This window comes from Chitinophaga filiformis (assembly GCF_900102545.1).
Taxonomy (GTDB): Bacteria; Bacteroidota; Bacteroidia; order Chitinophagales; family Chitinophagaceae; genus Chitinophaga; species Chitinophaga filiformis.
Window position 1 is genome coordinate 329,076 of the sequence record NZ_FNBN01000004.1, and the last position, 23,454, is coordinate 352,529.

Consider the following 23,454-nt stretch of genomic DNA (forward strand, 5'->3'; position numbering starts at 1 on the left):
AGGGTATGTTATTCAGCAGGTACAACACCTCCGGCATGTGCCATCAGTTGCTGCTGAAAATTATCCAGTGCTTCACTGTCCACTTTTGCTTTGATGATCTTTCTGATCCTGAATTTCTGCTCGTCTATCATTTCATGGTTTTCCATCTTATGCAGGAAACCGCTTTCTTCGACTTTATCTATTAACCTGTCTATTTCTTTCAGGAATTTGATACGGCTGGCTCCTTCCTTAAAGAAGAGCTCTGCATATTCTTTTATTTCCCGTCGCTTTTTAATGAGTTCACGGGAAGCTGATTCACTGATCTCGAATTCAGCCATCATCTCGCGCAGTAATACCAGCATGATACTTTCTTCGTAGCTGAAAGAACGTCTCTGTGTCCAACTGACATAAGCCTCATCATCTTCGGAAAGTGCATGTTTTACAAAAGCGTAGCCATCCTGTTCATCCAGTACCAGGAGCAATCCCAGTTGCTGCAGGAAACCGGTCAGTTCGACCTTGTATTGCAGCAATTTCTCCCAGGCGCCTTTCTCCACGTATTCCACCGGGCCTTTCAGCAGTTTCACTACTACTGATGCATAAGGTAATATTTTAGATGTACTCATAATAGTCGGCTCTGTTATTTACCAAATAATAAATAGGGAACTTCTACAAATTTTGTTTGTTCCGCATTCAGTGGGATCAGCTCTGTTGTGTTTTTCACGATATATGCACGGCTGGCTTTCTCGCGCAGGAAATCATAATAACTGATGATCTCCGCCAGGCCATTCTCCAGCGGAGAATGTTCCAGTACCTCTTTCAATGTGGCCGTCTGCTTATCTTTCAATGCATGTTCCACTTTCTCCCATAGCTGTTTCCGGTTGATAAAGGAAGTATTCAATATCCTGCTGAACCTTGTGATATCTTCGATCTGCTCTGTAGCATTTGCCGGTTGTTTTACTTCGACAGTCGTTTTCTTTTGTTCCAGCGCCAGTTTCTTTTCCATTACCATCCGGATGCCGACACTATCATCCAAAGTAATGCCACAATCAATATTGTCATCTTCTTCGATCAGGTCGAAGACAAATTCCTTGATATTGTTGATCTGCTTACGCAGACGTCTATGCCTGGCTATTTCTTTTTCAGAGATAATGCGGCTGAGCTTTTCTGCCATTTTATCATTGGCATCGTATACTGTTTTGCCCTGCTGTAACAGCATGGACTTGATATTCTGCAGGAATTGTTCATCGCCACTGATCTTCCTTTCCGTCATGGTATGCAACAGCTGGTCTGTGAGCTGCCGCCATTCTTCTTGTCCTGCGCGGGATATCAGGAAGTCCCAGAACGCATAGAAGCTCTTACCCTGGTTACTATTGCGCAGAGAATCATACGCTTCGAAAGCAAACCCGATAATGGCGCCTTTGCTCTGTTCAGCCTTGGTATGCTGCTCTACGATAGTGCGGTGGATGGCCTTGAAATTGTCTTCCACTTCCCGGAAATCGCTGATCAACTCATAACACAGGCGGGTAAACAGTTCCAGGCGTTCTTCCACCTGGGCATTATTGTACCTGTCTGGCACAATACCCAGTTCCAGGGCTTTGATCTCCTTGTCGATATCTGCCCGTTTATTCTTCAGTATTTCGAGTTTTTTGGCTCTGTCGTCTTCCGTATTCTCTACTATATCCCGTAAGGAATTGAATAACAGCTTAAAACGGCTTTCCGTACCTACGTGCTGGCGTAGTTGTAAGGTTTGCATCCACTGGAATACCTTTTCAGTGTAGGCGCTGAGCTGGTACTGGGTATTCCCCTCTGCATCCGGGAGGTCCTGCAGGAGCCTTTTCTGTACCCAGTTCAGGATATATTTGCGCGCGCGGGTTTCCTCATCCTCTCCAAAGTTGATCTTTGCTTCTTCCAGGTCTTCGGTTCCATCGTCCTGTTGGCCAAGGGTTTCGGCCAGCAGGCGTACCAGCTGTACCTCAGAAATAGAAAATCTGTTCTCCTCTTTAAAAACACCATATAAGAAGGGTAAGATCCAGTGCGTATTACGCAACCGCAACATCTGTATAGCTGGCGAGGTGGATATTAACCAATATAGATCGTCTTTATTCATAAAAATCCCCAAAGGTCTGTAAGTTGGAGAAAAAAAATGGATTTGAGAACGGATGTGGATAATGGGAGCTTATCAGGTGCATGTTATGGCAGGAATAAGACAAACTATGCCAAAAACAATTCCTACTTTACGTTGTTGATACAAATCAAAAAGGCTACGAAGCCATTTCGCGTCACTTAAACCTACATTCACATGAAAGCATTAAAGAAAATCCTGCTGGTCATTGTCGTTCTGATCGCTATTGTGCTGATCCTTGCGGCCTTCACTAAAAAGAAATACGGCGTTGAACGGGAGATAGTGGTCAATAAACCCAAACAGGAAGTTTTTGACTACATCAAACACCTGAAAAATCAGGACAACTACAGTAAATGGGCCATGATGGACCCTGCCATGAAAAAGACCTATACAGGCACTGATGGCACGGTTGGCTTTGTTTCCGCCTGGGATAGTGAAAAGAAAGACGTGGGTAAAGGTGAACAGGAAATCAAAAAAATTGCTGAAGGCGAAAGGGTTGATTTTGAATTACGTTTCTATAAACCCTTTGAATCTACCGAACAGGCGTATATGCAGACTGAAACCGTTTCACCTACATCCACGAAGGTAAAATGGGGCTTTGACGGGCATATGAATTATCCTATGAACCTGATGCTGTTATTCATGGACTTTGAGAAAATGATCGGGGATGACCTGCAGACAGGACTTACCAACCTGAAATCGAACTTAGAGAAATAATCCAACTGGCTGAATATGGTGCTGATGATAGATCTGACTATCCTCAGCGCCTTTTTATTTCAGCATACAGACGAGGCTGTTTTAGCAATGGCTCACAGACTGTTTTCTATGCAAATCTGAATAATATCAATACTTTTACGCCGCTGAACCGGGTAATACCGGGCTTTTTTAATAGTACTCTTCTTTTTCTATGTCTGGCGAAATAAAACAGCTTCCCCTGGTATCAATAGTGATGGCTACCTACAACGGAGCAAAATTCCTGGAAGCACAAATGGATTCGCTGCTTGCGCAAACCTATCCCAATATTGAGATTGTGGCTGTAGATGACTGCAGTAAGGATAACACTTTTGAGATCCTCGAAAGGTATGCCGCTAAGCATAGCCATATCCGTGTATTCCGGAATGCTTCCAATCTCGGTTACACCAGGAACTTTGAAAAAGCGGTAAGCCTCGCAACGGGGGAATACATTTCATTCTCCGACCAGGACGACATATGGAAACCTGAAAAGACCGCATTGTTAATGAATGCCATAGGAGACCATCCTATGATCTATAGCGATTCTCAGCTGGTATCTGAGGATCTTCAGCCGCTCTGGAAACATTCCGACCTTAAGCACCAGACTCCTTTTGACAGCTGCCTGTATTTTGCCACAGACAACTGCGTAGCAGGCCATTCCCTCATCATGAAAAGGGCTATCGCAGTAGCAGCCATGCCTTATCCAACTGAGGCCGCCTATGACCTCTGGCTGCCCTTCTTTGCCACATTACATGGCGAGATCCAATACATCAATACTGCATTTGTACAATGGAGGCAACACACTTCCAATATTACCGGCGGGAAGCTTGATAAAAAGGCAAAACTCAGGGATACGAGAACAATATTCAGCATGTTCCGTGATGCCTGTCCGGCCGCCCTGGATAAAGAAAGAAAGATCTTCCAGGAGCTATACGAGAGCTATGAAAGTTATTCTCTGTCGAACAACTTCAAACGCATGCTACTGTTCTTCAGACACCAGCGTTATTTCCTTGGGATGAAGAAACGAAATGCATTCAGGAAGTTCCTCTTTTGTGTAAAGATGTTCTTCAAAATGAGGCCGCATGCGTAAATGCAGCATATCTGCAAGTAGTACTACTCCAACCATTCGCTTTTTTAATGCTTAATTTCAGCATTGCAAATAAACCAGCGGGCGGCAGCCTGTTGGAGCTCGTTGTAATCCGGATCACTGTCGGCAGCCCAGGCAACAATACCATCAGGGCGTATCAGTGCAGCGTTTATGCCTAATCGCTCTTTTACATTACCTGAAATATATCTGATCCGATCTTTGTATTCACTCGCCAGGGTTTTAAGCGAAGCATTCATACTAAAATCAAGCAGTATCGCCTGACCATCGTGCATCAGTTCACCAATTGTTGTTCCATCTTCAAACTCAAAGTTGGGAACACTGTGGCCTGTGAGAGGGTGAGTGCCACCGAGATTGTAATGTGTATGAATACCCCATACCCTTCCTGCGAAATAAGTGACGCCATCGCGTGTATTCATAAGGTCGCGGATAATTGCGTGCAGAGCGCGGGCATGTGGGTCCGGTTTCATGATGGCTACCTGCGCGCGTGACCAATCCAACACCTGTGCCCCAATTGGATGCCGTTCTGCGTAATAAGTGTCCAGCAAGCCTTCCGGCGCCTTCCCTTTAATGGTAGCAGCAAGCTTCCAACCCAGATTCATGGCATCGCCCAAGCCGAGATTAAGTCCCTGACCACCTAATGGCGAATGAATATGTGCGGCATCACCAGCCAAAAGTACCAGTCCGTTACGATAAGTAGTGGCTTGCCGCGCGCGGTCTGCCCAGGTAGTTGCGACATGCAGCGCACTGATAGTCACGTCGGTATTCGAGACAAGGCGTAGCACCTCCTGCACATGTTCCAGTGTGATGGGTTTACCTGCATTATGAAATGCCCCGCCATCAAAATGCTGGATGATCAGGTAGCCTGGCTGGGATTGGAGATACATACCGGTTGGTGTCATATTGCGGCCCATACCGAGCTTCTCCGGGTCGGTAATGTCAGCCAGAACAGAGTAGCCGGTAAATTCAGGCTCCGTACCAGCGAATTCAAAACCGCCTGTTTTCCGAACCGTGCTACGGCTTCCATCGCAGCCTACGAGCCATTTACCTGTAAAAGACTCATCACCTGACTGAACCATTACTGCATCCCCGGTTTGCTGAAAGCCAGTAACCGCAAATCCTCTCCTGATTACTACGCCCAGGGCTTCTGCACGACGGGAAAGGATGGTTTCAACCTCCTCCAGTTCAGACAACAAATTAGTCTCGGTCGAGCTTTGCAGGCGATACTTCCACTGTGAAGTGTCAATATTGGCGTCATTAAATTGAATGCCGGCGAAGTGTCCTCCCTTCTGAGGTTTTGCAGCTTGTCCGGAAGTAGAAGTCATATGAGGAGCTTTAATGCGTTTATGGACTTCAAGCGCATCCAGCAACCCACGGCGGTAAAGCGCTTCAACAGAAGGCGCTGAGAGTCCACGCATCCCGAAAGGAAGTCGCTTCAATGGAGTGTGAGGATCCGTTGCCTTTTCCAGTATCAGGACCGAACATTTTGCCAGCGCCAGTTCACATGCGAGGAACAAACCTACCGGTCCTGCGCCGGAAATGATTACATCGTAAATAGTGTGATTTTGTGTCGATTGCTTGTTTTCAAGTGTCTCTTTCATAAGAATGATTGAGACACAAAATTCCGGAAAGCTCTCGCCTCAGGCTAGTATAAACGCGACAAAATCGCCGTTTACAGTCTTCTTCGCTTTCTTTGCTTTCCGGGCGAATGCGGCAGGTGTAGTGCCACTATAACGTTTGAAGTCTCTGCTTAAGTGGGATTGGTCTGTATAGCCCAGTTCATGAGCCAGGCCGGCAATGTTCGAATCCGGATACGTCCATAAACGGTTCCGTACCTGCTCAAAGCGTATCAGACCAGACACGTCTTTCACCGTATAGCCGGAAGATTGTTTGAAGTTCCTTTCTAATGTACGAACCGTTGCATGTGCTGCTGCCGCTACCTGGCTTACCGGCAGGGTACCTGCTGCTTTTCTCATGGCAACTCCCGCTTTGAATAGCATACTGTCAGCAGGAATCCGCGAGCGTGCATCCAGGAAATACTGTTTTACCAGGGCCACCGCTTCATCTATCTTACCGGCGAGTATACACTCATTTAACGCGGGTTGAAGCTGAGCAATGGGATGCTCAAATATGCGTACCCCATCTTTACCGGATGACAGTCCGAGTAAATCAAATACGGTCCAGGGAAAACACCTGATACCAATGATCTCTAAACGGTTCTTTGCATAAAAAAGGGCTGGCTGATTGAGCAGCCCAACCATAAACGGTGATGGCAATGGCTCCAGGGCGCCATTGTTAGCAATGCTACAACCGCTTCCAAAGTGGAAAATAATTTCCGCGTAGCCATCAGGTAGCACCTTAAAACCCGATTCCTGCTCTCCGAAGTCTCCCATGTTATACCAAAAGCACTTAATAGTATCGCGTAGTTCTTCAGGAGATTCAAATTCTTGATGCAGCATTTTGAAAGATATGCATGTTCAATTACCAGTTTCCAGGCAAGAAAAAAGCGGCATACAGAACTTAATCTGAGATATGCCGCTCTTGTAGCCTCGACAGGAATCGAACCTGTATCTGGAGCTTCGGAAACTCTTATACTATCCATTGTACTACGAGGCCGGAAGCCATCCTGTTCACCAGGAAAGGAAGGCAAAACTAATGTATTTGGTGATCAATTACAAAAGCCCCTCTACTTATTTTCAATCACAGATTCAGGTTGCTCTTGAAGATCTTCACGGCAATAGCCAGCAGGATCACGCCAAAGAACTTACGTACCACCATCAGTCCCGCTTTACCCAGGATACGTTCTATCCAGCTCAGAGAGCGCAACACGATGTAGATGATCACGAGGTTCAGAAGGATGCCCGCCAGGATATTCGTTTCATCATAGTTGGCTTTGAGCGACATAATGGTGGTCAGGGTACCGGAACCGGCTATCAGCGGGAAGGCAATGGGAATCAGGCTACCCGTTTTAGTATCTTTCTCACTCTTGAAAAACTCTACCCCGAGGATCATTTCCAGACCAATCACAAAGATCACAATGGAACCTGCCACCGCGAAGGAGTGAACATCCACACTCAACAGGTTCAGAAATGGCTCTCCCACCAGCAGGAACAGCACCATCAGAAAACCTGAGGCGATGGTAGCCTTTCCGGAGTCAATATGGCCCAGCTTTTCCTTCAGCGAGATCAGTACTGGAATAGATCCCACAATATCAATAACAGCAAAAAGGGTGAAGGTAATAGCCAGAATCTGGTCAAAACTGAACAAACCGAACATAGGAGTAGCGTCTTTTAAACAAAAATATGATTTAATTGATTATTACATATTGCAATATGTATCTCATAGATACGAATAATTATGGCAATAAAAAAGGCGTCCCGTATGAACAGGACGCCTTTTCTGTTATAAGCAGGTCATCAACCGGGCATACGGGAGATGTATTTGTCCATTTCTTTTATCTGGCTTACTATCTGCGCAGTAGTTGGCTTTTGCGCCTTTGCCCTGCGGAAGTAATCTTTTGCTGTTTTAAAGTCCCTGCGGCTCATGGCAATGGAAGCCAGGGTAAGCAGTGCAGCAGCGGTATTCTCTTTGTCAGGCAGCCCCATTCGTACCGCTTTCTTCAGGTTCTGGTCAGCTTCCTTCATGTCATTTTTCTGGTAAGCGATAGTACCCAGCTGAAAGTATTGCATGCCTTCGTATTCCTTCATCGGGCTACCGGATTTAATACTCTGGCGGATAGTAGCTTCCGCTTTATCCAGGTCTTTATTGTACATCGCCATGTTACTCTGCATGAAGTAATACACAGAGCGGATTGGCTTATACAGCAGTTTAGGGAAAGCGATCTTGTTCATCATTCCCATCGCCTTGTCAATATCACCGGCTTCTACTGCTTCCTGTACCAGCCTCATAGGACCGAACATGAAATGCGTAACCAGACATACCACACCGATCAGCAGCAGAATAGTAGCTTCCCACCAACCTACGGTTATTCCCAGCGCAATACCACCTAACAGGAAGATAATACCCAATGGCAGACGATATAGAACAAAAAAGTTAAATGCTTTCATTTGTGAATCTTGTTTTAAAAATCAGGTGGAACCCCTTACAAAGTTGCACGTTTTATAGCTTATTTCTTATAAGAGGCGCAAAGATAAATAAAAAAAGATGTGAGATATCAGGAGATTACTTACCTTTGAATCATCAGATGATATGATGATGTAGCTTATGACTTCTATTAAGAGAAACAGCCTTGCCGACGAAGTAGCCCAGCGGTTACAGGAACAGATATCCCTCGGTACATATAAGCCGGGAGAGAAGTTACCCACAGAACCTGCCTTAATGCAGGCCTACGGTGTAGGCCGGTCGTCTATTCGGGAAGCGGTGCGTATACTGGCCAACAGCGGTGTGTTACGTGTACAGCAGGGGTTGGGCACCTTTGTGGAAGCCAGTGCCGGTATTGAAGAGCCTTTCCCTCAACGGATAAAACGGGCCGCGGTGGATGATCTGGATGAAGTACGACAGCTGTTGGAAATGAAGATAGCGCAGAAGGCTGCAGTCAACAGAACCGCAGAAGACATTGATAAAATAGAGGTATATCTGAAAAAGAGAAAGGACACTGCTGCCGCAGATGATACAGCCGGCGCCATTGAGGCTGATATCAATTTCCACGTCGCTATTGCGGAGGCGTCGGGCAACAGTATCCTGACCGACCTCTATAAAACGGTAGCGCATCACCTGAAAAATCACTTTATAGCGCAGTTCAAAAATGCTGAGAGTTTTAGAGAAACCCAGCATCTGCATAAGAACCTTTTAAACAGCATCATTGCCCAGGATGCACAAAAGGCCTGGCAATGGGCGCAACGTATTACCCAACATAATAACGACGAGCCAGCAAAGTAAAAAGTCATGGAAAAAACAATACAGGAAACCGCTAAGGCGCAGGCACAGCAAGCCGCGCAGAATACCGTATTTTCTATTCTGATCGCGCTCAGCTTCTCGCACCTGATCAATGACACCATACAGTCACTGATACCCGCCATCTACCCTATCGTAAAAGACTCTCTTAAGCTTTCTTTCAGCCAGATAGGACTGATCACACTCACCTATCAGCTTACGGCCTCCCTGCTGCAGCCACTTGTAGGGTTTTATACAGACAAAAATCCTAAGCCGTATTCTCTTGCCATCGGCATGGGCTTTACCTTACTGGGACTGATCAGTCTTTCCCAGGCGCACCATTTTTACCTGGTACTCTTGTCTGTAGCACTGGTGGGCGTAGGCTCCTCCATCTTCCACCCTGAGGCTTCCCGCCTGGCCTATATGGCTTCCGGTGGCAAACATGGTATGGCGCAATCGCTTTTTCAACTGGGAGGAAATGCAGGCAGCTCACTGGGTCCACTACTCGCCGCGATGATCATTGTACCGAAAGGACAGTCCAGCATCAGCTGGTTCTCACTGGCCGCTTTACTGGCTATCGTGGTGATGATCAACATCGGATCATGGTATAAGAATAATACACATCGTATCCGTAGTAAATCGAAGAGTACGGATGCTGCAACACATACCCAGTTACCAAAGGGAAAAGTCATCTTTGCACTGGGCATATTACTGGTGCTGATCTTTTCGAAGTACTTTTACATGGCCAGTATGACCAGCTACTATACCTTCTATCTCATTGATAAGTTTCATGTGTCTGTAGCAAGCGCTCAGGTATATCTCTTCATCTTCCTGTTTGCCATTGCAGCAGGTACTTTCATCGGAGGTCCGGTAGGCGACCGTATAGGTCGCAAGTATGTGATCTGGATATCTATACTGGGAGTGGCGCCGTTCTCGCTCTTACTGCCACACGCTAACCTGTTATGGACATCTGTGCTTAGTGTATTTATTGGCGTGATCCTGTCATCTGCCTTTTCCGCTATACTCGTTTATGCACAGGAACTGGTACCGGGTAAGGTAGGAATGATCGCCGGATTGTTCTTCGGGCTTGCATTTGGTATGGGTGGTATCGGATCTGCATTACTGGGAAAACTGGCTGACAAGACAAGCATTGCCTATGTATTTGATGTATGTGCGTATCTGCCTTTAATAGGTCTGCTTACGGGCCTGCTTCCTGATGTGGAACGCGCCGGTAAATCGAAATAAAAACCAGCTCACCAGTCCCTGTTGGCAAAAAGGATTTTTTGTCACCTGGGACTGGTGAGTGCATTATTAGATAAAACGCTCTGGGTTTCATCAATTAAATAACCATTAAGACACAATCTTTATATGTATATGCAATGAAGTTTAACCAATATGTTTATATGTGATTCGTGGAATGCCGGGAAAATATTTTGTATCGCGTTATGCAGTCTGTCCATCAGGTCGTTAACCAAAATTATGTCGTGCTGCTGAAATAACATTGCAGTTCCAGGCTGGACAATGTTTTTGCCTCTTTTTTATTGCTCCCCCTCTGCCTACTGGTACTATTCAGGAAAAATCATTACATTTAATCGGGGCTTAAATCTTATACATATGGAACCAAATTCTCAACGCGACCAACAACTTTGGAAAATTGCTCAGGCGAGAGCCAAGTTCAAAACTTCGCTTATTATCTACCTTGTCACAAATGCTTTTTTGTGGGCAGTCTGGCTGGCGACAGGAGCTTATGAACATGGCGGCACACCATGGCCCGTATGGCCTGGAATTGGCTGGGGACTTGCATTGGCGTTCCAGTATTTTAACGCCTGGCATCGGGATCCAACAGGAGATGCAGTAAGAGAATATGAAAAATTACAGGAAGAAAAGCAACGCAAAGGCATATAAAACTTCCACCTCCTTTATAAATTCCATCGCCTTTATAAAAGGTACACCACGTAAGACAGATCTACAATATGGAGCAGCCACGCAGATTATTCGATGTCATTGAGCACCAGCTAAAACATTTCCCCAAGTCAGACATGCTGGTAGGAAAAGAAAACAATGTCTGGAAAAAATATAGTACACAGGATGTAGCCGATCTTACACTGCGTTTTAGCGCAGGGCTGCTGCAACTAGGGATAGGAAAAGGAGATGCAACTCCCGAAGGTTCAGACAAGATTGCTATAGTATCCCCTAACCGTCCAGAATGGATGCTGACCGACCTTGCCTGTCAACAGGCCGGGGCTGTGCTGGCGCCACTGTATCCGACCATCAGCGAGCATGAGATGGAGTTCATCCTGAATGATTCAGGTGCTTCTATCCTGTTCGTGAGCGGACAGGACATGTTTGATAAGATCGCACTTATACGTCATAAATTATCCAATCTGAAAGAGGTCTTCTCTTTTACCAAAATAGCCGGTTGCCGCCATTGGAGCGAGATCCCTGATATGGCTAAACAGGAAGATATTGAAAGGATAAAAACCATCAGGGAGAAAATAGATCCCGAACAACTGGCTACTATTATCTATACTTCAGGTACTACCGGTACGCCTAAAGGAGTAATGCTGAATCACAGGAATATCATGAGCAATGTCACAGCATGTATCCCATATCTGCCGGTAAGCCAGGAAGCGAGAGCGCTTAGCTTCCTGCCACTCAATCACGTTTTCGAACGTATGGTAACCTATGTATATCTTACTGCAGGAGTACCTATTTACTATGCAGAAAGCATGGATACTATCGCCGATAACCTGCGCGAGGTAAAACCGAGCATCTTTACTACCGTACCACGATTGCTTGAAAAAGTATATGAAAAGATCATGGCCAAAGGGCTTGAATTAAAGGGTATCAAACGCGCGCTTTTCTTCTGGTCGGTAGAGCTGGGCAAGAAATATGAGATCAATAAGTCTCTGGGCTGGTGGTATAATTTCCAGTTATCCATCGCCAATAAACTTGTATTCAAGAAATGGCGGGAAGCGCTGGGAGGCAATATCGACGCTGTTGTTGTTGGTTCTGCAGCCTGCCAGGTAAGGTTATTGAAAATATTTACCGCTGCTAATATTCCTATTCTGGAAGGATATGGTCTTACCGAAACATCTCCTGTAATCAGCGTTAACCGGGTAGATGTAAAAGACCGCATGTTTGGTACGGTAGGGCCGCTCATCAGCAATGTAGCAGTCAAAATAGCAGAAGATGGCGAGATCTTGTGCAAAGGACCCAATATCACACTCGGATACTATAAACGCCCTGACCTGACAGCAGACGCTATTATTAACGGCTGGTTCCATACCGGCGATATTGGCGTGCTTGTCAACAATCAGTTCCTGAAGATTACAGACCGTAAAAAAGAGCTCTTTAAGACCTCTGGCGGCAAGTTCGTGGCTCCGCAGCCTATAGAGAATAAGTTCAAGGAATCCCCCTTTATTGAGCAGATCATGGTGGTAGGTGAGGGCCGTAAATTTACCGGCGCCCTGATCGTTCCTTCTTTCCCACAACTGGAGAGCTGGGCAGCTAAAAAAGGACTTCACACTTCTTCTCACGAAGAATTGCTGCAAAACAATGATATTCAGCAACTTTACCAACAGGTTGTTGAGAAATACAACCAGTATTTCAGCCATATAGAGCAGATCAAAAAGTTTGAACTATTACCCAGGGAATGGACGATCGCCAACGGAGAACTCTCCCCTACGCTTAAAGTAAAGCGGAAAGTGATCACTCAGAAATACGAGCAACAGATTGAGAAAATTTATAATAGCAGCATGAGTGGGCAAATTTTGAGCTGAGTGCTCGATATATGTAAAAAACGTTTACTTTTGCACTCCACTTTAGGGTTCGTGCCCTATGGCCCGGTAGTTCAATGGATAGAATAGAAGTTTCCTAAACTTTAGATACAAGTTCGATTCTTGTCCGGGCTACGATTTAACAAACCCGCTCTGAGAGCGGGTTTGTTCGTTTTTATACATTCTGAAAGGGTATTCAACACCTCCTTTTTATAGCATCGTCCTTACATCGGCTTCCCGGGTCAGGGAACGCAACCTGGATCAGTTTGAATTCGCATTCCTGCACTGAACCGTTGTGACAATCCGGAAGTACCACGCACATCAAGTAGACTACACGAGCTAGATAATCTTTCTGCAGCGTTCGGATAGCTACCTGTCGGCCTGCTGTCGGTTTACCATCGGCCTGGAATCGGCTTACCATTAGGATACTAAAATGACATCAAGAGGCTATTTAAAGGGTACCTATATATCAAAGGGATATTGAAGTGACCTCTAAATACTATTGTGATACCCAGTTGCATAACTATTTGTATAGTAGTCGCACTAAGACAGCAAGCTTTTGTATTGATAACCTCAAAACCATTTTATGGCCATTGTTAAAGACAATATTCTCATGCAGCTTGTACTGGGGGGCCCCTCGATAAGCATTTCATCATCTACGAACGGAATGGGCAGATTAGTTTCCAACCTGATCCCAATTTTCGGCATCTTACAGGCTGGCTGTGTTATCAGCTGTAATGTGTATTCCTAAAGAGCCGGATCTTAATATGACTTAACTTTGACCTCATCATGAGTACACAGTCATTCAAACTAGAAATATCTTCCGCTATAGGCGCCGTTTCTGCCAAATACATCGCTCCAGCCAGGCCTGCATGTATCTTCACACTTGCACATGGAGCAGGAGCCGGTATGGACCACGTGTTTATGGAAACACTGGCCAGCGCCCTTTCTCAGGTAGGTATTGCCACCTTAAGATTTAACTTCCCCTTTGCTGAAGGTAAAAAAGGCCGCCCTGACTCACCAGCTGTTGCTCATGCTACCCTAGCCGCTGCTATTAAAAAAGCCCGGGAATTAGCTCCTAAGCTACCGCTATTTGCCTCTGGCAAATCTTTCGGTGGAAGAATGAGCTCACAGTATCTCGCTGCCAATCCGGATAGTAAAGTTGAGGGTATCGTCTTCTACGGTTTTCCGCTCCATCCGGCCGGCAAGCCATCCATTGAGCGCGCTGATCATCTGAAAGAGATAAAAGTCCCCATGCTCTTCCTGCAGGGTTCAAAAGACGCACTGGCTACCTGGGACCTGATTGAAAACGTATGCGGCTCTCTGAAAAAGGCGACGTTGGTAAAACTCGAGGGAGCAGATCATTCTTTTAAAGCGGGTAAAAAAGATATAATGTCATTGCTGGTAGAAGAAACAAAGCAATGGGTAGAGAAAAGGCTGTAAATATACTATCAGCTATAAAGCCCGTTCTTAAATCGCTTCGCCAGCAATCCTGTTGCCAGTGAAGGATCAATATCAGCTACAATTACACCCGTCCTTCCATATGTTTCGTGTTTGATACAAGTGCCATCAGGCGCTACTACTGAAGATGCAGCATCAGGATATTGAGACGCATAATTGGAGCTTGCCATATAGATGGTATTCTCCATTGCTCTCAGCATAATAGCTTTTTCATAGTAAGGGTTCTCTTTACTACCCCATTCTTTAGGCAGCACACCCTCGGTATTGCTCCCTCCAAAATGAGGGAAAAATACAATCTTAGCGTCCCGCTGCGCAGACCATCTGACGGATTCGGGATAACGGAATCCTTCATGGCAGATAGTAATACCAAACTTCACTCCATTGATCTCAAAGAGCTGCCGCTCTGTACCCGCTTCCCACAGATTGTCTTCCGTAGGATCTAACTGATTCTTTGTCTGGAAGCCTAACACTTCCCCACTTGCAGAAACTACAAAAGCTACATTCAGTAATTTTCCTTCATGATGCCAGTCCATGGGGACAATAATAGCGATAGCATTATCGGCAGCAATAGTGCATACCTTATCCAACGCTGCCTGTAACTTTTCGGGAGAGCGGTCATCCACTTCGTATCCCATGCCGGGATAACCAGGAAGATATGATTCAGGAAAACAGATAATTGCTGCCTGTTCCGCAGCTGCATCTTTTACTAATTTTTCTAACCAGTATAATCCGTCATTGATGGATTTAGGAAAGGGAGGAGAAGCCAGTGCAATTTTCATATGCAAGTCTTTGTAAGGTGCAAAGTTAATATTATAATGGCTTCCCCATCCTTCATTTTTATTGTGCCAAAAGCTCCTTATAAACGCCCCTGTCAATCGTTATATTCAACCGCTTCAACATCCCCGGCATATCAAATCCATCTTTCTTATACTCCTCCTGCACTGCTTCCTTTGCCTGTTCAAATGCTGCCTTATTCGCCCATACAGCCACTGTTACAAAAACCAATTTACCATCATTATCGGCATAAGAGTAAGCCGCATCTCTGATAAAACCAGGCAATGTTTTGATAAGATTACGGTTGACCTTCACTCTTTCAAGGAACTCATTTACAGCATTAGCGGGAACAGTGAACCTGTCAATGAAAATGACATTATCCGGGTTACCATTGATGTCGCGGGGTAATACCCCCAGTTCCTGTAAAAAGCCTAAGCGATCGGTTAGTGTTTCACTATGAATGACCTTGCCGTCTTTCAATTCATATGCCACTACACCATTACTTGCTACTCTTCTTCCGGTAGCCGGGATATGCTGGAATGTACCACGGTGTGTGCCCTGAAACTGCTGAAATACCACCACCTTATTGCCTTCTGCGACTATATCCTTCACTTTCCAGTGTGCGTCCGGAAAAGCGTCTGTCAATCCGCTAACCACCTGTTTAAAATCGGGACCATCATAAGCGGCAGATATCAGCTCGGGTATTAAAGCTGTATTTCTCTTGTTCATTGCCTCCTCATAGAGTTTCCTGATTACTTCTTTGTTTTGCATATTAACCTCCTTTTTGTCTGTAACCTGGGCGATGACTATCTGGGATAATAACATCGTTGATACCAGGTATAGTAAGCTTTTCATTGATTTTTTGTTTTTACAAAGTTACCGGTGGCTGGTGGGCCGGAATTGTAAAAAATCATTGATTATGCAACCCTGAACCAATAAAAAAAGGGGCCTGAGATATAGCCCCTTTTAAAAATCTGTTAATGCTACTACAACGTCATATCCAACATTTTCCTGCGGAATAAGTACGCGCATTCCCCGCTATCAGTACACGTTCTCCCATATCCGTACAATAAAGCGTTCCTAACCTTTCGGACAACTGCCGGGCCGTTAATTCTTTCTTCTGTAAACGTTCACTCCAATAGGGTATAAGCGAGCAATGAGCCGATCCGGTGACAGGGTCTTCCAGTATAGATGCCTGGGGCGTAAAAAAGCGGGAAACGAAATCAGAGTCACTTCCCTGTGCAGTAACAATTACGCCTCCCGGGTCCAGGTTGATCTGGTCCAGGACCTGCCTGTCGACCCGAATATCCCGTATGTCACTTTCCGCTCCATAGACCAGTACATAATCCCTTGCCTTTAATACAACCAGCGGTTGCCTGTCCAAAGCCTTACTGATAATGTCAGGCAGGACCGTCTCTACAGGTTTCCGGGAAGGAAAGTCCAGTACATACAGGTCATCCTTAAAACTGACTTCCAGTGGTCCGCTGGCGGAGCTAAATGATATCTTATCCTTCTTATAACCCAGGATTGTTTTAATTACATGTGCCGTTGCCAGTGTGGCATGCCCGCAGAGGTCCATTTCTATATCCGGGGTGAACCATCGTAAAGAGAAGCCGTCCCCTTTCGGAATGAAAAAAGCCGTTTCTGTTACCGCATTTTCCCTGGCCAGCAGTAATAACTGCTCATCAGGCAGCCAGGTCTCTAATGGCACCACACAAGCCGGATTCCCGCCAAAAACATGGTTCGTAAAAGCATCTACCTGGTATAAGTTAAGTTCCGTCATCTCTAAGCATTGGATTTAAACAGAGAAAGCCAGCATATGCTGACTTTCTCTAATAATTTTAACTGATCAGTTATTCTTCATCTTCTTCATCAAACTCATCCTCTTCCAGCCATTCGAGATAGGAATAATACCATTCCTCCAGCTGGTCGAGCAGTTCTTCTTTCTTACCGGGTGCATTCTTGAAGAACTCGTCCACATTATCAACCTCTGCCACAATATCAATATAAGCCTTATCTTCATCTTCTTCTACCCGTTTAGCGAAGAAACGTGGTTGCTCGGTATGAAAGATATATTCATTGTCAGGATCCGTAACTGGATCGTCTGCAATCATAAACTTGGGTAACTTTGCCATATTAAGATATTTTTATTGATAAGAACCACGATTTAAAGACCAGACAAAAGTATCGATAAATCATTTACAGCACAAAAACAGTTTTCCTTTATTCCCCTGCTATCCCTGCGAACTGACCACAACTGCAATGGCATTTACACTCAAAAAAATCCGGTCACTGTTCACCTACTGATGAACAATATTTTCTATGATCCTGTTCAATACACTCAGGGTAAGTTTATACTCATCATCACTGATTCCACGCATCATATGTGCAGCCCTTTCCTTCTGCAGTGTTGCAAGATTTTGGTATGCCTCCTCCCCTGCCACGGTAAGAGAACAGGTATCTTCTGCACCCATCACTACCCAGCCACGGTCTGCGAATGACTGTATGATCTCTCCGTACTCCTGCACGGTAACAAAGTTCTTTACTTCCTGGAAAAACTGCCAGGTATTGATGCGTCCACGCTCTGCTATATTGCGTATCACCATCCAGTGAAAACGTGTAATAGAGAGGTCTTTGAAAACATCATTCATATAAGATGTGATTTGCTGATCTGCCTCTTTGAGGTACCAGCCAATAGGTTTATTAGCTTCCATAGTTATAGCGTTGTGAACATTGTATTATTCTTTCTGAAAACTGACCGGCGTTCTGCCCGTCCATCTTTTAAATGCCCGCGTAAAAGCACTCAGTTCGTTATACCCGAGCATATACGATATCTCCTTTACCGGATAACCTCCCTCTTCGAGATAATGAATAGCGAGCGACTTCCTGACCTCATCGGCTACATCCTGGTAGCTGATACCTTCCTCTTTTAGTTTACGTTGTAAGGTCCTGGCACTTACATTAAAATTAGCGGCGATGTCATTTAATGAAGGTATTCCAAGATAAGCATTGGTCAGCAGGTAATGACGGATCTTTTCACCTAATGCGCCTCCCGTTACTGTTATACTTTCATTCACTTTTCGCAATAGTGCCTGCTGTATTTCATAGTTTGCTGTAAGCAAAGGTTCCTCCTGATATTCTCTGTCAAACACAAGCGCATATTCAGTGGCACTTTTTTCTACAGTACACCGGAATACCCTTGTGTATTCATCTTCATTTTCCAGGCGATAAGGTAAGCGTACTGCCACAGGTTTTATTTTCCGCAATAGTAACCCATCCAGTTCATGCACCACAAAGACCATGAATAGTTCCAGTGTCTGACGAAAGGAAAAAGTATCCGGCCTTTCCGTCTGAGGCAAGAAACGAATGGTAAAAACATTGCCGGAAGACTCCACTGCCATTCTGAATAAATCAGTCAGGAGATGCGACAATGATGCTGCCCTTTCCACAGCCATTCCCACTGTATCACTCGTTTTGATGATCTCTCCGACAATACCAAGCGCCGACAATTGTAAAGACTCACCGAAATGTAATCCGAACAAAGAATCGTCTGACAGTTGACTGGCCTGATGCCATAATGCATCCAGCTGCTGATTGCTGACTGCATAGGTGGTATCGGTTTTCAGCGCAGTCAGGTCTATTCCAGACAAACGACAGAGTTGTGTGGCAGGAATGTCACGCAGGGCCGCATAGGCTATCAGGTTCAACACAAATTGTCTCCGGCTATTCTCCATAACATGTCGTCAAATGGTAATTGTTTGTCGTATAAAGATAATAATGCCCGGGCGTACAGGAAATAGTTTTGCAATATCAAATCACCCAATTAAAAACAAAGAATATGGAAAATCAGGCTAAACAGGTAGTTACCCAATTTTTAACTGCAGTACAACAAGGCGATAACCAGACACTCGCCGCGTTACTGGATACCACCATCGAATGGGATCAACCCGGCAACAACCGCTTCTCCGGCATAAAGAGCAATGTGACCGAAGTCTTTCAGATGGTGGGCGGTATGTTTGAAGTAACCGGCAATACCCTCCGGCTGGCAGAGATTAAATCAGTGACCACCAATGGCAATAGTGTGGCCTGCCTCATTCGCTGGACAGCAACAAAACCCGGCGGACAACAGCTGGATGTAGACAACACAGACGTGTACACTGTAACGGGCGGCCGCATCGTAAAGGCCCGGATCTATTCGGCAGATATTACACAGGAGGATAATTTCTGGGGCAAGTAACTTACTGGCACGTTATTCGTTCTATAGGGCAAAACTTGTTACATGAAACCATATTTTGTAGCTGCAGCCTTATTAACGATGTTCAGTTGTCAGCAACCTTCCGGCAATACACCTGAAACAGACCAGCAAGACACCAGTACTGTAACTGTTACAGCGCCGGCATCGACACCTGTTCAACAGTGTTATATTAAGATCTCCGGAAAGGACACCTCCTATCTGCAATTTTCAACTAATAATGAAGTGATTGATGGACAGCTCGAATATCATCTCTTCGAAAAAGACAAGAACGAGGGTGCTATCAGAGGTACCATCGCCAATAATATTATCACGGCCGATTATGATTTTATGAGCGAAGGCTCTCTTAGCAAAAGGCCTGTCGTATTTAAACTGGAAAACGACAAGGTATTTGAAGCCATCCCCTCTTCTTTTGATGCCGAGGGTGTGCCTGTATTTGACAAAGATCAAAGCAAGCTAAAGTTCGAAGACGTTCCTTTCGTGAAAGGTAATTGCAAATAACAGCAACTGTCAAACATAACAAAGCCCCGCGAAAAATATCGCGGGGCTTCTTGTTGTAGGGTTAATGGTTGGTTAAATAGGTTTTTATAGGATAGGATAACAGGTGTCATTGTCTGATGAAAATATCAACTACTTTTCCCGGCAGGCCATTGACCTGACTAAGTATATTACCATACTTACCTGTACTTATATCAAGTGTGTAAATGCTGTTCTGTGTACCCGCAATAAGCTTACTACCATCTTCCAGTATTTTTATCATTGTCACCTGGTTTCCACCGAAGTTGGCATCCAGCTGTCTCAATTCCTGGTTCACCGGGTTGTAACGATAAATCTTGTCATTGGAGGTGAAGTAGAAAGTACCTACAGGCGACGACTGCCATCTGGTCTGAGCCGTAAGGAGACTATCTCCTTTAAATTTCCGCTTATAATTTGTTTTGAAACGTGAATTACCATCCAGGAAATTCAGGCCGAATTTCAGCTCATAAGTCTGACCACTGCTGTCGCAAAATGCATACACATCATTCTCTGTAATCTTCTCCATCTCCAACAGGTCCATCTTCAGATTTTTAGGGTTAAAGAGTGAATCCTCCTGGATATAGTCCGTGCCGAAAAAAGTGGTCGGATCGAAACGCAGGAAACACTTCTTCACTTTGTCAAATCCGAGATAATAAGCGCCACCATTTGTATATGCGTATACCAGGTCAGGAGCTAAATTATAACTGCCTGGTATCGGACTGCTGAAGAAACCGTAATAGGTCCCGAAGGGTGCTGTTTCGGTAGTACCTATATACAGCTTCTCATTCATAACAGCAGAGGTAGTTCCATTCGTTAAACGTTGGAAGTAGTTTGGCGTCAGCTCTCCCGGAGGATTATAGAAGTTCTCTTTCAGGTACTTCATCCGCTTCAGATCATCACTGTTAATCTCCACCGCCGGATTAGTGGCATTGCCACAAACAATCCAGTAGGCGAAGTTCACATTCATATAAGAGGTGTTCCTTAACGGAATAATCTGCAAAGGATTGGTTCCGAGGTGCTCACCATTGATAGACGGATAAATATCAGCCTGCACTGTACCATCCGGTTTAATGAAAGATAATTTTGCCTGTCCGCCGTCATCTGTCAATGCAAGTGTTCCCGTCGTGAATGCGGTTTTACCGTTGATGGTAAATTTGTAGTAATACTGCATAGCGGTCGCGTTATCTCTTACTATCAGCAAACCATCGTGCTTCCTTGCACCAAGGCCATACACTATTCTCAATTCCTGTCCCTCATAGTCGTCAGAACGTGCCTCTTCCGGGATCTCAATCTTCCAGTAGCAGGTCAGATCAGTCCTTCCTTCAGGCAATACAATTTTAGGAGATATAATAAGGCTATCTCCTGTAAATACAGTATAAAGCGTATCCAGGTTTGACACAACCGGTTCACCCAGTTTTATATAGTCGTAGTTGCCTTTGTCTTTAAAGCATGCTGAGAGAAAGGGAGCAAGCGAGACTATCAGTATATATAGCAGTGTTCTTTTCATTGTATAGCATTTAACTTAAATACGCTTACCATTTTCATCCCTGAAATAATACCGGCCATCATCCGGATTCTTCTCCAAACGGTATCTGGCGTCAGGATTCTTACTATTATAGAAGTAATAATATCCGTCGGCCTCCATCGTGATAACATAACCTTCTTCTGCATACTGCTCTACCCATTTAAATGGATCCAGCAGGAAAGACTTAAAGCGCCTTGTGTGATACAATGCTTTCGGGATGGTATTGAAATCCTGAAAATTGGTACCCAGTTCGGTAGTGCCAGACACCCTGATAAACAACTCATGTTTCACCCTTGAGTAGTCTCCCAATTCGCCTGCCCAGGCATTCCACCAGTCTGGTTTTTCCAGTCTGTTGGAAAACTTCACAATACCCTTATTCTGCAGGGTGAATGCAACGCCCAGATCTGCTGTTGGCATCAGGGTGAGTCCTATAGTCAGCGTTTTACTTTTCAGCAAAGTATCTTTGTTCAGCAGGATCAGCGGAACCATACACATACCGGAATCCGCGGCCATGATGTATTTGTCCTTTAAAGGCTCATAGTGGACGGATGCCTTGGCAGTTGTACTGCTATCTACTATTTTTAATATAAAGGTTCTATCTCTGCTCACCCGGAAACCTGATAGCCGCACCGGGATGAACACGGTGTCTTCACCTTTGTCAGGAAAATAAGCGAAAGAATAAAGGAGACTATCCGTTTTATCATCGTCCTCATCAGGCGTAAAATCAAAATAGACATTCTCTGTAGTATTGAACAGTGGTGTTTCTTCTTTCTTGCAGGCAAAAAATACCATACAGCAAAGAACACTGAATAAAATATATTTTTTCATCTGGCCGTAGGTTTAATTATCTGTTACCAAATTGGATTTCGTCGTCTGGCAGAGGCAGTACAAACATCTTGTTAGTGGCAGGATAGCTGGCGCCAGCCAATCCGGTAACTGGTCTGTTCAAGCGTTTATACATGTAAAAGATCTGCCCTTCACCGTAAAATTCTTTGCGGCATTCTTTCACCAGCTCCGTCATAAACACATCCTTAGATGGTTCGTCGGTGATGGCGGAGCCAATACCTCTGTAGAACCTAACAGTGTTAAAGTATCCCCATGCCTTTACAGGATCGGTATCGAAAGTACACTCAGCGGCGATGTAATATATCTCGCTTAAACGTAGTGCTGGCGCCATCTGATAATGAATATTGGCGTCACCGTCACGGTAGTATTTCTCAAGCTGTAAGCGGGTTCCTAATCCACCGCTCTTTTCACTGAACCATTGCTTAAAACGAAAATCCTCACCACCAACACTACCTGTTTCATACAGGTTCTGTCCTTCACTGGAAGTAATGAACAGCGCATTCTCACCATCGCGGAAGCGGGTATTCAATGCTCCTGATGTATTCGGAACATACCATGCGAATACCAACTCTCTATACAGGATACGATCTTTCTTTTCATCATCCGGATTCAGGAAATCATTCTGGCGTGTCCAGGGGAATTTGTTTGAGTTGATCACTTCCAGCGCATTGGCGAGTGCGTTTGCTTTATCGCCTTTATACAGATATACACGGGCCAGTTCTCCGCACACAGCGTAGTAGTTCATGCGGTGACGGCGATTCTGCAGGAACAGCAGTCCGGTTTCTTCTGTGCTGGAATCTTTCACCGGGTACCCTACTTTATAGCCGGCATCCAGGATAGGATCGGATATCTTCAGCAATGCTTTAGCCGCAGTAAGGTCTGTGATCGCAGAGTCCAATACACCCTTAACAGTGGACATTGGTGTTATTTTATTGGTAAAGTCCATTACATAGGGAATAGCCAGAGCAGCAGGATCATTTACATAGGAAGGACCAAATAAACGCAGCAGATCAAAATGAAGATATGCCCTTAATGCCAGTGCCTCACCCTTTATCAGTTCATATTCCCTGCCGGTAAAAACATCCCTCTTTCCATCGATATGATGCAATATCAGGTTACTGTTGGCGATTGCGGCATATAGCGCCTTCCATGCATCGTCCCTTCTGCTGATGAAATGTTCATCATTGTAATTGTACATTGATGTCTGCCTGTATGCCTGCGGGTCCAGATTCGTGATAACATAGTTCTGTGCCAGCACATCCAGGAAGCCACAGGTGATCTCCTTACCATAACTATCTTCCCGTGCACAACGGCTGTACACGCCATTTAATGCTTCCTCGAAACCTGCCTGCGTACTAAACAGTACGCCCTGTGCTATATCAGATTGCGGTGTTACATCCAGCCATTTCTTACATGACACCAGGCCCACCATCACTATTATGAGTAGATAATATTTCTTCATCTTGCTTC

At 45.0% G+C, this 23,454-nt stretch carries 24 protein-coding genes and 2 tRNA genes; 10 read left to right on the forward strand and 16 right to left on the reverse strand.

The features are described from left to right. Positions 1-8: 8 nt before the first annotated feature. Entirely contained in the window at positions 9-602 is a 594-nt protein-coding gene (locus BLR32_RS19155; protein WP_089834455.1) for a DUF4194 domain-containing protein, read from the reverse strand. A gap of 14 nt (positions 603-616) precedes the next feature. After that, positions 617-2,086: a DUF3375 domain-containing protein gene (locus tag BLR32_RS19160; RefSeq protein WP_089834456.1), complete on the reverse strand. Its 1,470-nt coding sequence runs from the start codon at positions 2,084-2,086 to the stop codon at positions 617-619. Between the two features lie 192 nt (positions 2,087-2,278). Between BLR32_RS19160 and BLR32_RS19165 the strand changes: the two genes are divergently transcribed. Both BLR32_RS19165 and BLR32_RS19170 read left to right on the forward strand, forming a co-directional pair. Then, positions 2,279-2,818, forward strand: a complete 540-nt coding sequence (locus BLR32_RS19165; protein ID WP_089834457.1) for an SRPBCC family protein — start codon at positions 2,279-2,281, stop codon at positions 2,816-2,818. 190 nt (positions 2,819-3,008) lie between these two features. Then, entirely contained in the window at positions 3,009-3,923 is a 915-nt protein-coding gene (locus tag BLR32_RS19170) for a glycosyltransferase family 2 protein (RefSeq protein WP_089834458.1), read from the forward strand. 44 nt (positions 3,924-3,967) lie between these two features. Here BLR32_RS19170 and BLR32_RS19175 read toward each other — a convergent pair whose 3' ends face one another. From BLR32_RS19175 to BLR32_RS19195, 5 genes are all read right to left on the reverse strand, one after another. Continuing rightward, the gene (locus tag BLR32_RS19175) at positions 3,968-5,539 is read right to left on the reverse strand and encodes an FAD-dependent monooxygenase (RefSeq protein ID WP_089834459.1); all 1,572 of its coding nucleotides are present in this window, start codon (positions 5,537-5,539) and stop codon (positions 3,968-3,970) included. Positions 5,540-5,578: 39 nt separating this feature from the next. Beyond that, entirely contained in the window at positions 5,579-6,397 is an 819-nt protein-coding gene (locus tag BLR32_RS19180) for an AraC family transcriptional regulator (RefSeq protein ID WP_089834460.1), read from the reverse strand. Between the two features lie 85 nt (positions 6,398-6,482). After that, positions 6,483-6,554, reverse strand: a tRNA-Arg gene (locus BLR32_RS19185). A gap of 84 nt (positions 6,555-6,638) precedes the next feature. Next, positions 6,639-7,214: a MarC family protein gene (locus tag BLR32_RS19190; protein WP_176842342.1), complete on the reverse strand. Its 576-nt coding sequence runs from the start codon at positions 7,212-7,214 to the stop codon at positions 6,639-6,641. A gap of 140 nt (positions 7,215-7,354) precedes the next feature. Beyond that, positions 7,355-8,005: a tetratricopeptide repeat protein gene (locus BLR32_RS19195; RefSeq protein WP_089834461.1), complete on the reverse strand. Its 651-nt coding sequence runs from the start codon at positions 8,003-8,005 to the stop codon at positions 7,355-7,357. Between the two features lie 157 nt (positions 8,006-8,162). Here BLR32_RS19195 and BLR32_RS19200 point away from each other — a divergent pair, with 157 nt between their 5' ends. The 6 genes from BLR32_RS19200 to BLR32_RS19230 all read left to right on the forward strand — a co-directional run bounded on the left by BLR32_RS19200 (position 8,163) and on the right by BLR32_RS19230 (position 14,053). Then, positions 8,163-8,837 (forward strand): FadR/GntR family transcriptional regulator, encoded by a 675-nt coding sequence (locus tag BLR32_RS19200; RefSeq protein ID WP_089834462.1) that lies wholly within the window; start codon positions 8,163-8,165, stop codon positions 8,835-8,837. A 6-nt stretch (positions 8,838-8,843) separates the two neighbouring features. Further along, positions 8,844-10,076 (forward strand): MFS transporter, encoded by a 1,233-nt coding sequence (locus BLR32_RS19205; RefSeq protein WP_089834463.1) that lies wholly within the window; start codon positions 8,844-8,846, stop codon positions 10,074-10,076. 369 nt (positions 10,077-10,445) lie between these two features. Then, complete coding sequence (locus BLR32_RS19210) at positions 10,446-10,736, forward strand: 2TM domain-containing protein (RefSeq protein WP_176842343.1); 291 nt, start codon at positions 10,446-10,448, stop codon at positions 10,734-10,736. Between the two features lie 68 nt (positions 10,737-10,804). Then, positions 10,805-12,613 (forward strand): AMP-dependent synthetase/ligase, encoded by a 1,809-nt coding sequence (locus tag BLR32_RS19215; RefSeq protein WP_176842344.1) that lies wholly within the window; start codon positions 10,805-10,807, stop codon positions 12,611-12,613. A 60-nt stretch (positions 12,614-12,673) separates the two neighbouring features. Next, positions 12,674-12,745, forward strand: a tRNA-Arg gene (locus tag BLR32_RS19220). 654 nt (positions 12,746-13,399) lie between these two features. Continuing rightward, entirely contained in the window at positions 13,400-14,053 is a 654-nt protein-coding gene (locus BLR32_RS19230) for an alpha/beta hydrolase family protein (RefSeq protein ID WP_089834467.1), read from the forward strand. Positions 14,054-14,061: 8 nt separating this feature from the next. On the opposite strand, the gene BLR32_RS19235 is transcribed toward BLR32_RS19230, so the two are convergent. The 6 genes from BLR32_RS19235 to BLR32_RS19260 form a co-directional block, all read right to left on the reverse strand. Continuing rightward, positions 14,062-14,850 (reverse strand): carbon-nitrogen hydrolase family protein, encoded by a 789-nt coding sequence (locus BLR32_RS19235; protein WP_089834468.1) that lies wholly within the window; start codon positions 14,848-14,850, stop codon positions 14,062-14,064. 58 nt (positions 14,851-14,908) lie between these two features. Then, on the reverse strand, positions 14,909-15,700 hold the full coding sequence (locus tag BLR32_RS19240; RefSeq protein WP_089834469.1) for an ester cyclase: 792 nt from the start codon (positions 15,698-15,700) through the stop codon (positions 14,909-14,911). Positions 15,701-15,839: 139 nt separating this feature from the next. Then, on the reverse strand, positions 15,840-16,628 hold the full coding sequence (locus BLR32_RS19245; RefSeq protein ID WP_089834470.1) for a PhzF family phenazine biosynthesis protein: 789 nt from the start codon (positions 16,626-16,628) through the stop codon (positions 15,840-15,842). Between the two features lie 70 nt (positions 16,629-16,698). Beyond that, entirely contained in the window at positions 16,699-16,980 is a 282-nt protein-coding gene (locus BLR32_RS19250) for a hypothetical protein (protein WP_089834471.1), read from the reverse strand. Between the two features lie 165 nt (positions 16,981-17,145). Beyond that, on the reverse strand, positions 17,146-17,559 hold the full coding sequence (locus BLR32_RS19255; protein ID WP_089834472.1) for a MarR family winged helix-turn-helix transcriptional regulator: 414 nt from the start codon (positions 17,557-17,559) through the stop codon (positions 17,146-17,148). A gap of 24 nt (positions 17,560-17,583) precedes the next feature. After that, positions 17,584-18,579 (reverse strand): AraC family transcriptional regulator, encoded by a 996-nt coding sequence (locus BLR32_RS19260; RefSeq protein WP_089834473.1) that lies wholly within the window; start codon positions 18,577-18,579, stop codon positions 17,584-17,586. A gap of 104 nt (positions 18,580-18,683) precedes the next feature. Here BLR32_RS19260 and BLR32_RS19265 point away from each other — a divergent pair, with 104 nt between their 5' ends. After that, positions 18,684-19,082, forward strand: a complete 399-nt coding sequence (locus BLR32_RS19265; protein WP_089834474.1) for a nuclear transport factor 2 family protein — start codon at positions 18,684-18,686, stop codon at positions 19,080-19,082. A 42-nt stretch (positions 19,083-19,124) separates the two neighbouring features. Continuing rightward, a complete protein-coding gene (locus BLR32_RS19270; RefSeq protein ID WP_143011523.1) occupies positions 19,125-19,598 on the forward strand; it encodes a hypothetical protein in 474 nt (157 codons plus the stop codon). Between the two features lie 106 nt (positions 19,599-19,704). Here the strand turns inward: BLR32_RS19270 and BLR32_RS19275 are convergent, their stop codons facing one another. The 3 genes from BLR32_RS19275 to BLR32_RS19285 are packed head-to-tail and all read right to left on the reverse strand — an operon-like array spanning position 19,705 to position 23,446. Continuing rightward, the gene (locus BLR32_RS19275; protein ID WP_089834476.1) at positions 19,705-21,120 is read right to left on the reverse strand and encodes a PKD-like family lipoprotein; all 1,416 of its coding nucleotides are present in this window, start codon (positions 21,118-21,120) and stop codon (positions 19,705-19,707) included. A gap of 15 nt (positions 21,121-21,135) precedes the next feature. Beyond that, entirely contained in the window at positions 21,136-21,966 is an 831-nt protein-coding gene (locus tag BLR32_RS19280) for a DUF4843 domain-containing protein (protein WP_089834477.1), read from the reverse strand. A 16-nt stretch (positions 21,967-21,982) separates the two neighbouring features. Then, the gene (locus tag BLR32_RS19285; protein ID WP_089834478.1) at positions 21,983-23,446 is read right to left on the reverse strand and encodes a RagB/SusD family nutrient uptake outer membrane protein; all 1,464 of its coding nucleotides are present in this window, start codon (positions 23,444-23,446) and stop codon (positions 21,983-21,985) included. Positions 23,447-23,454: the final 8 nt, after the last annotated feature.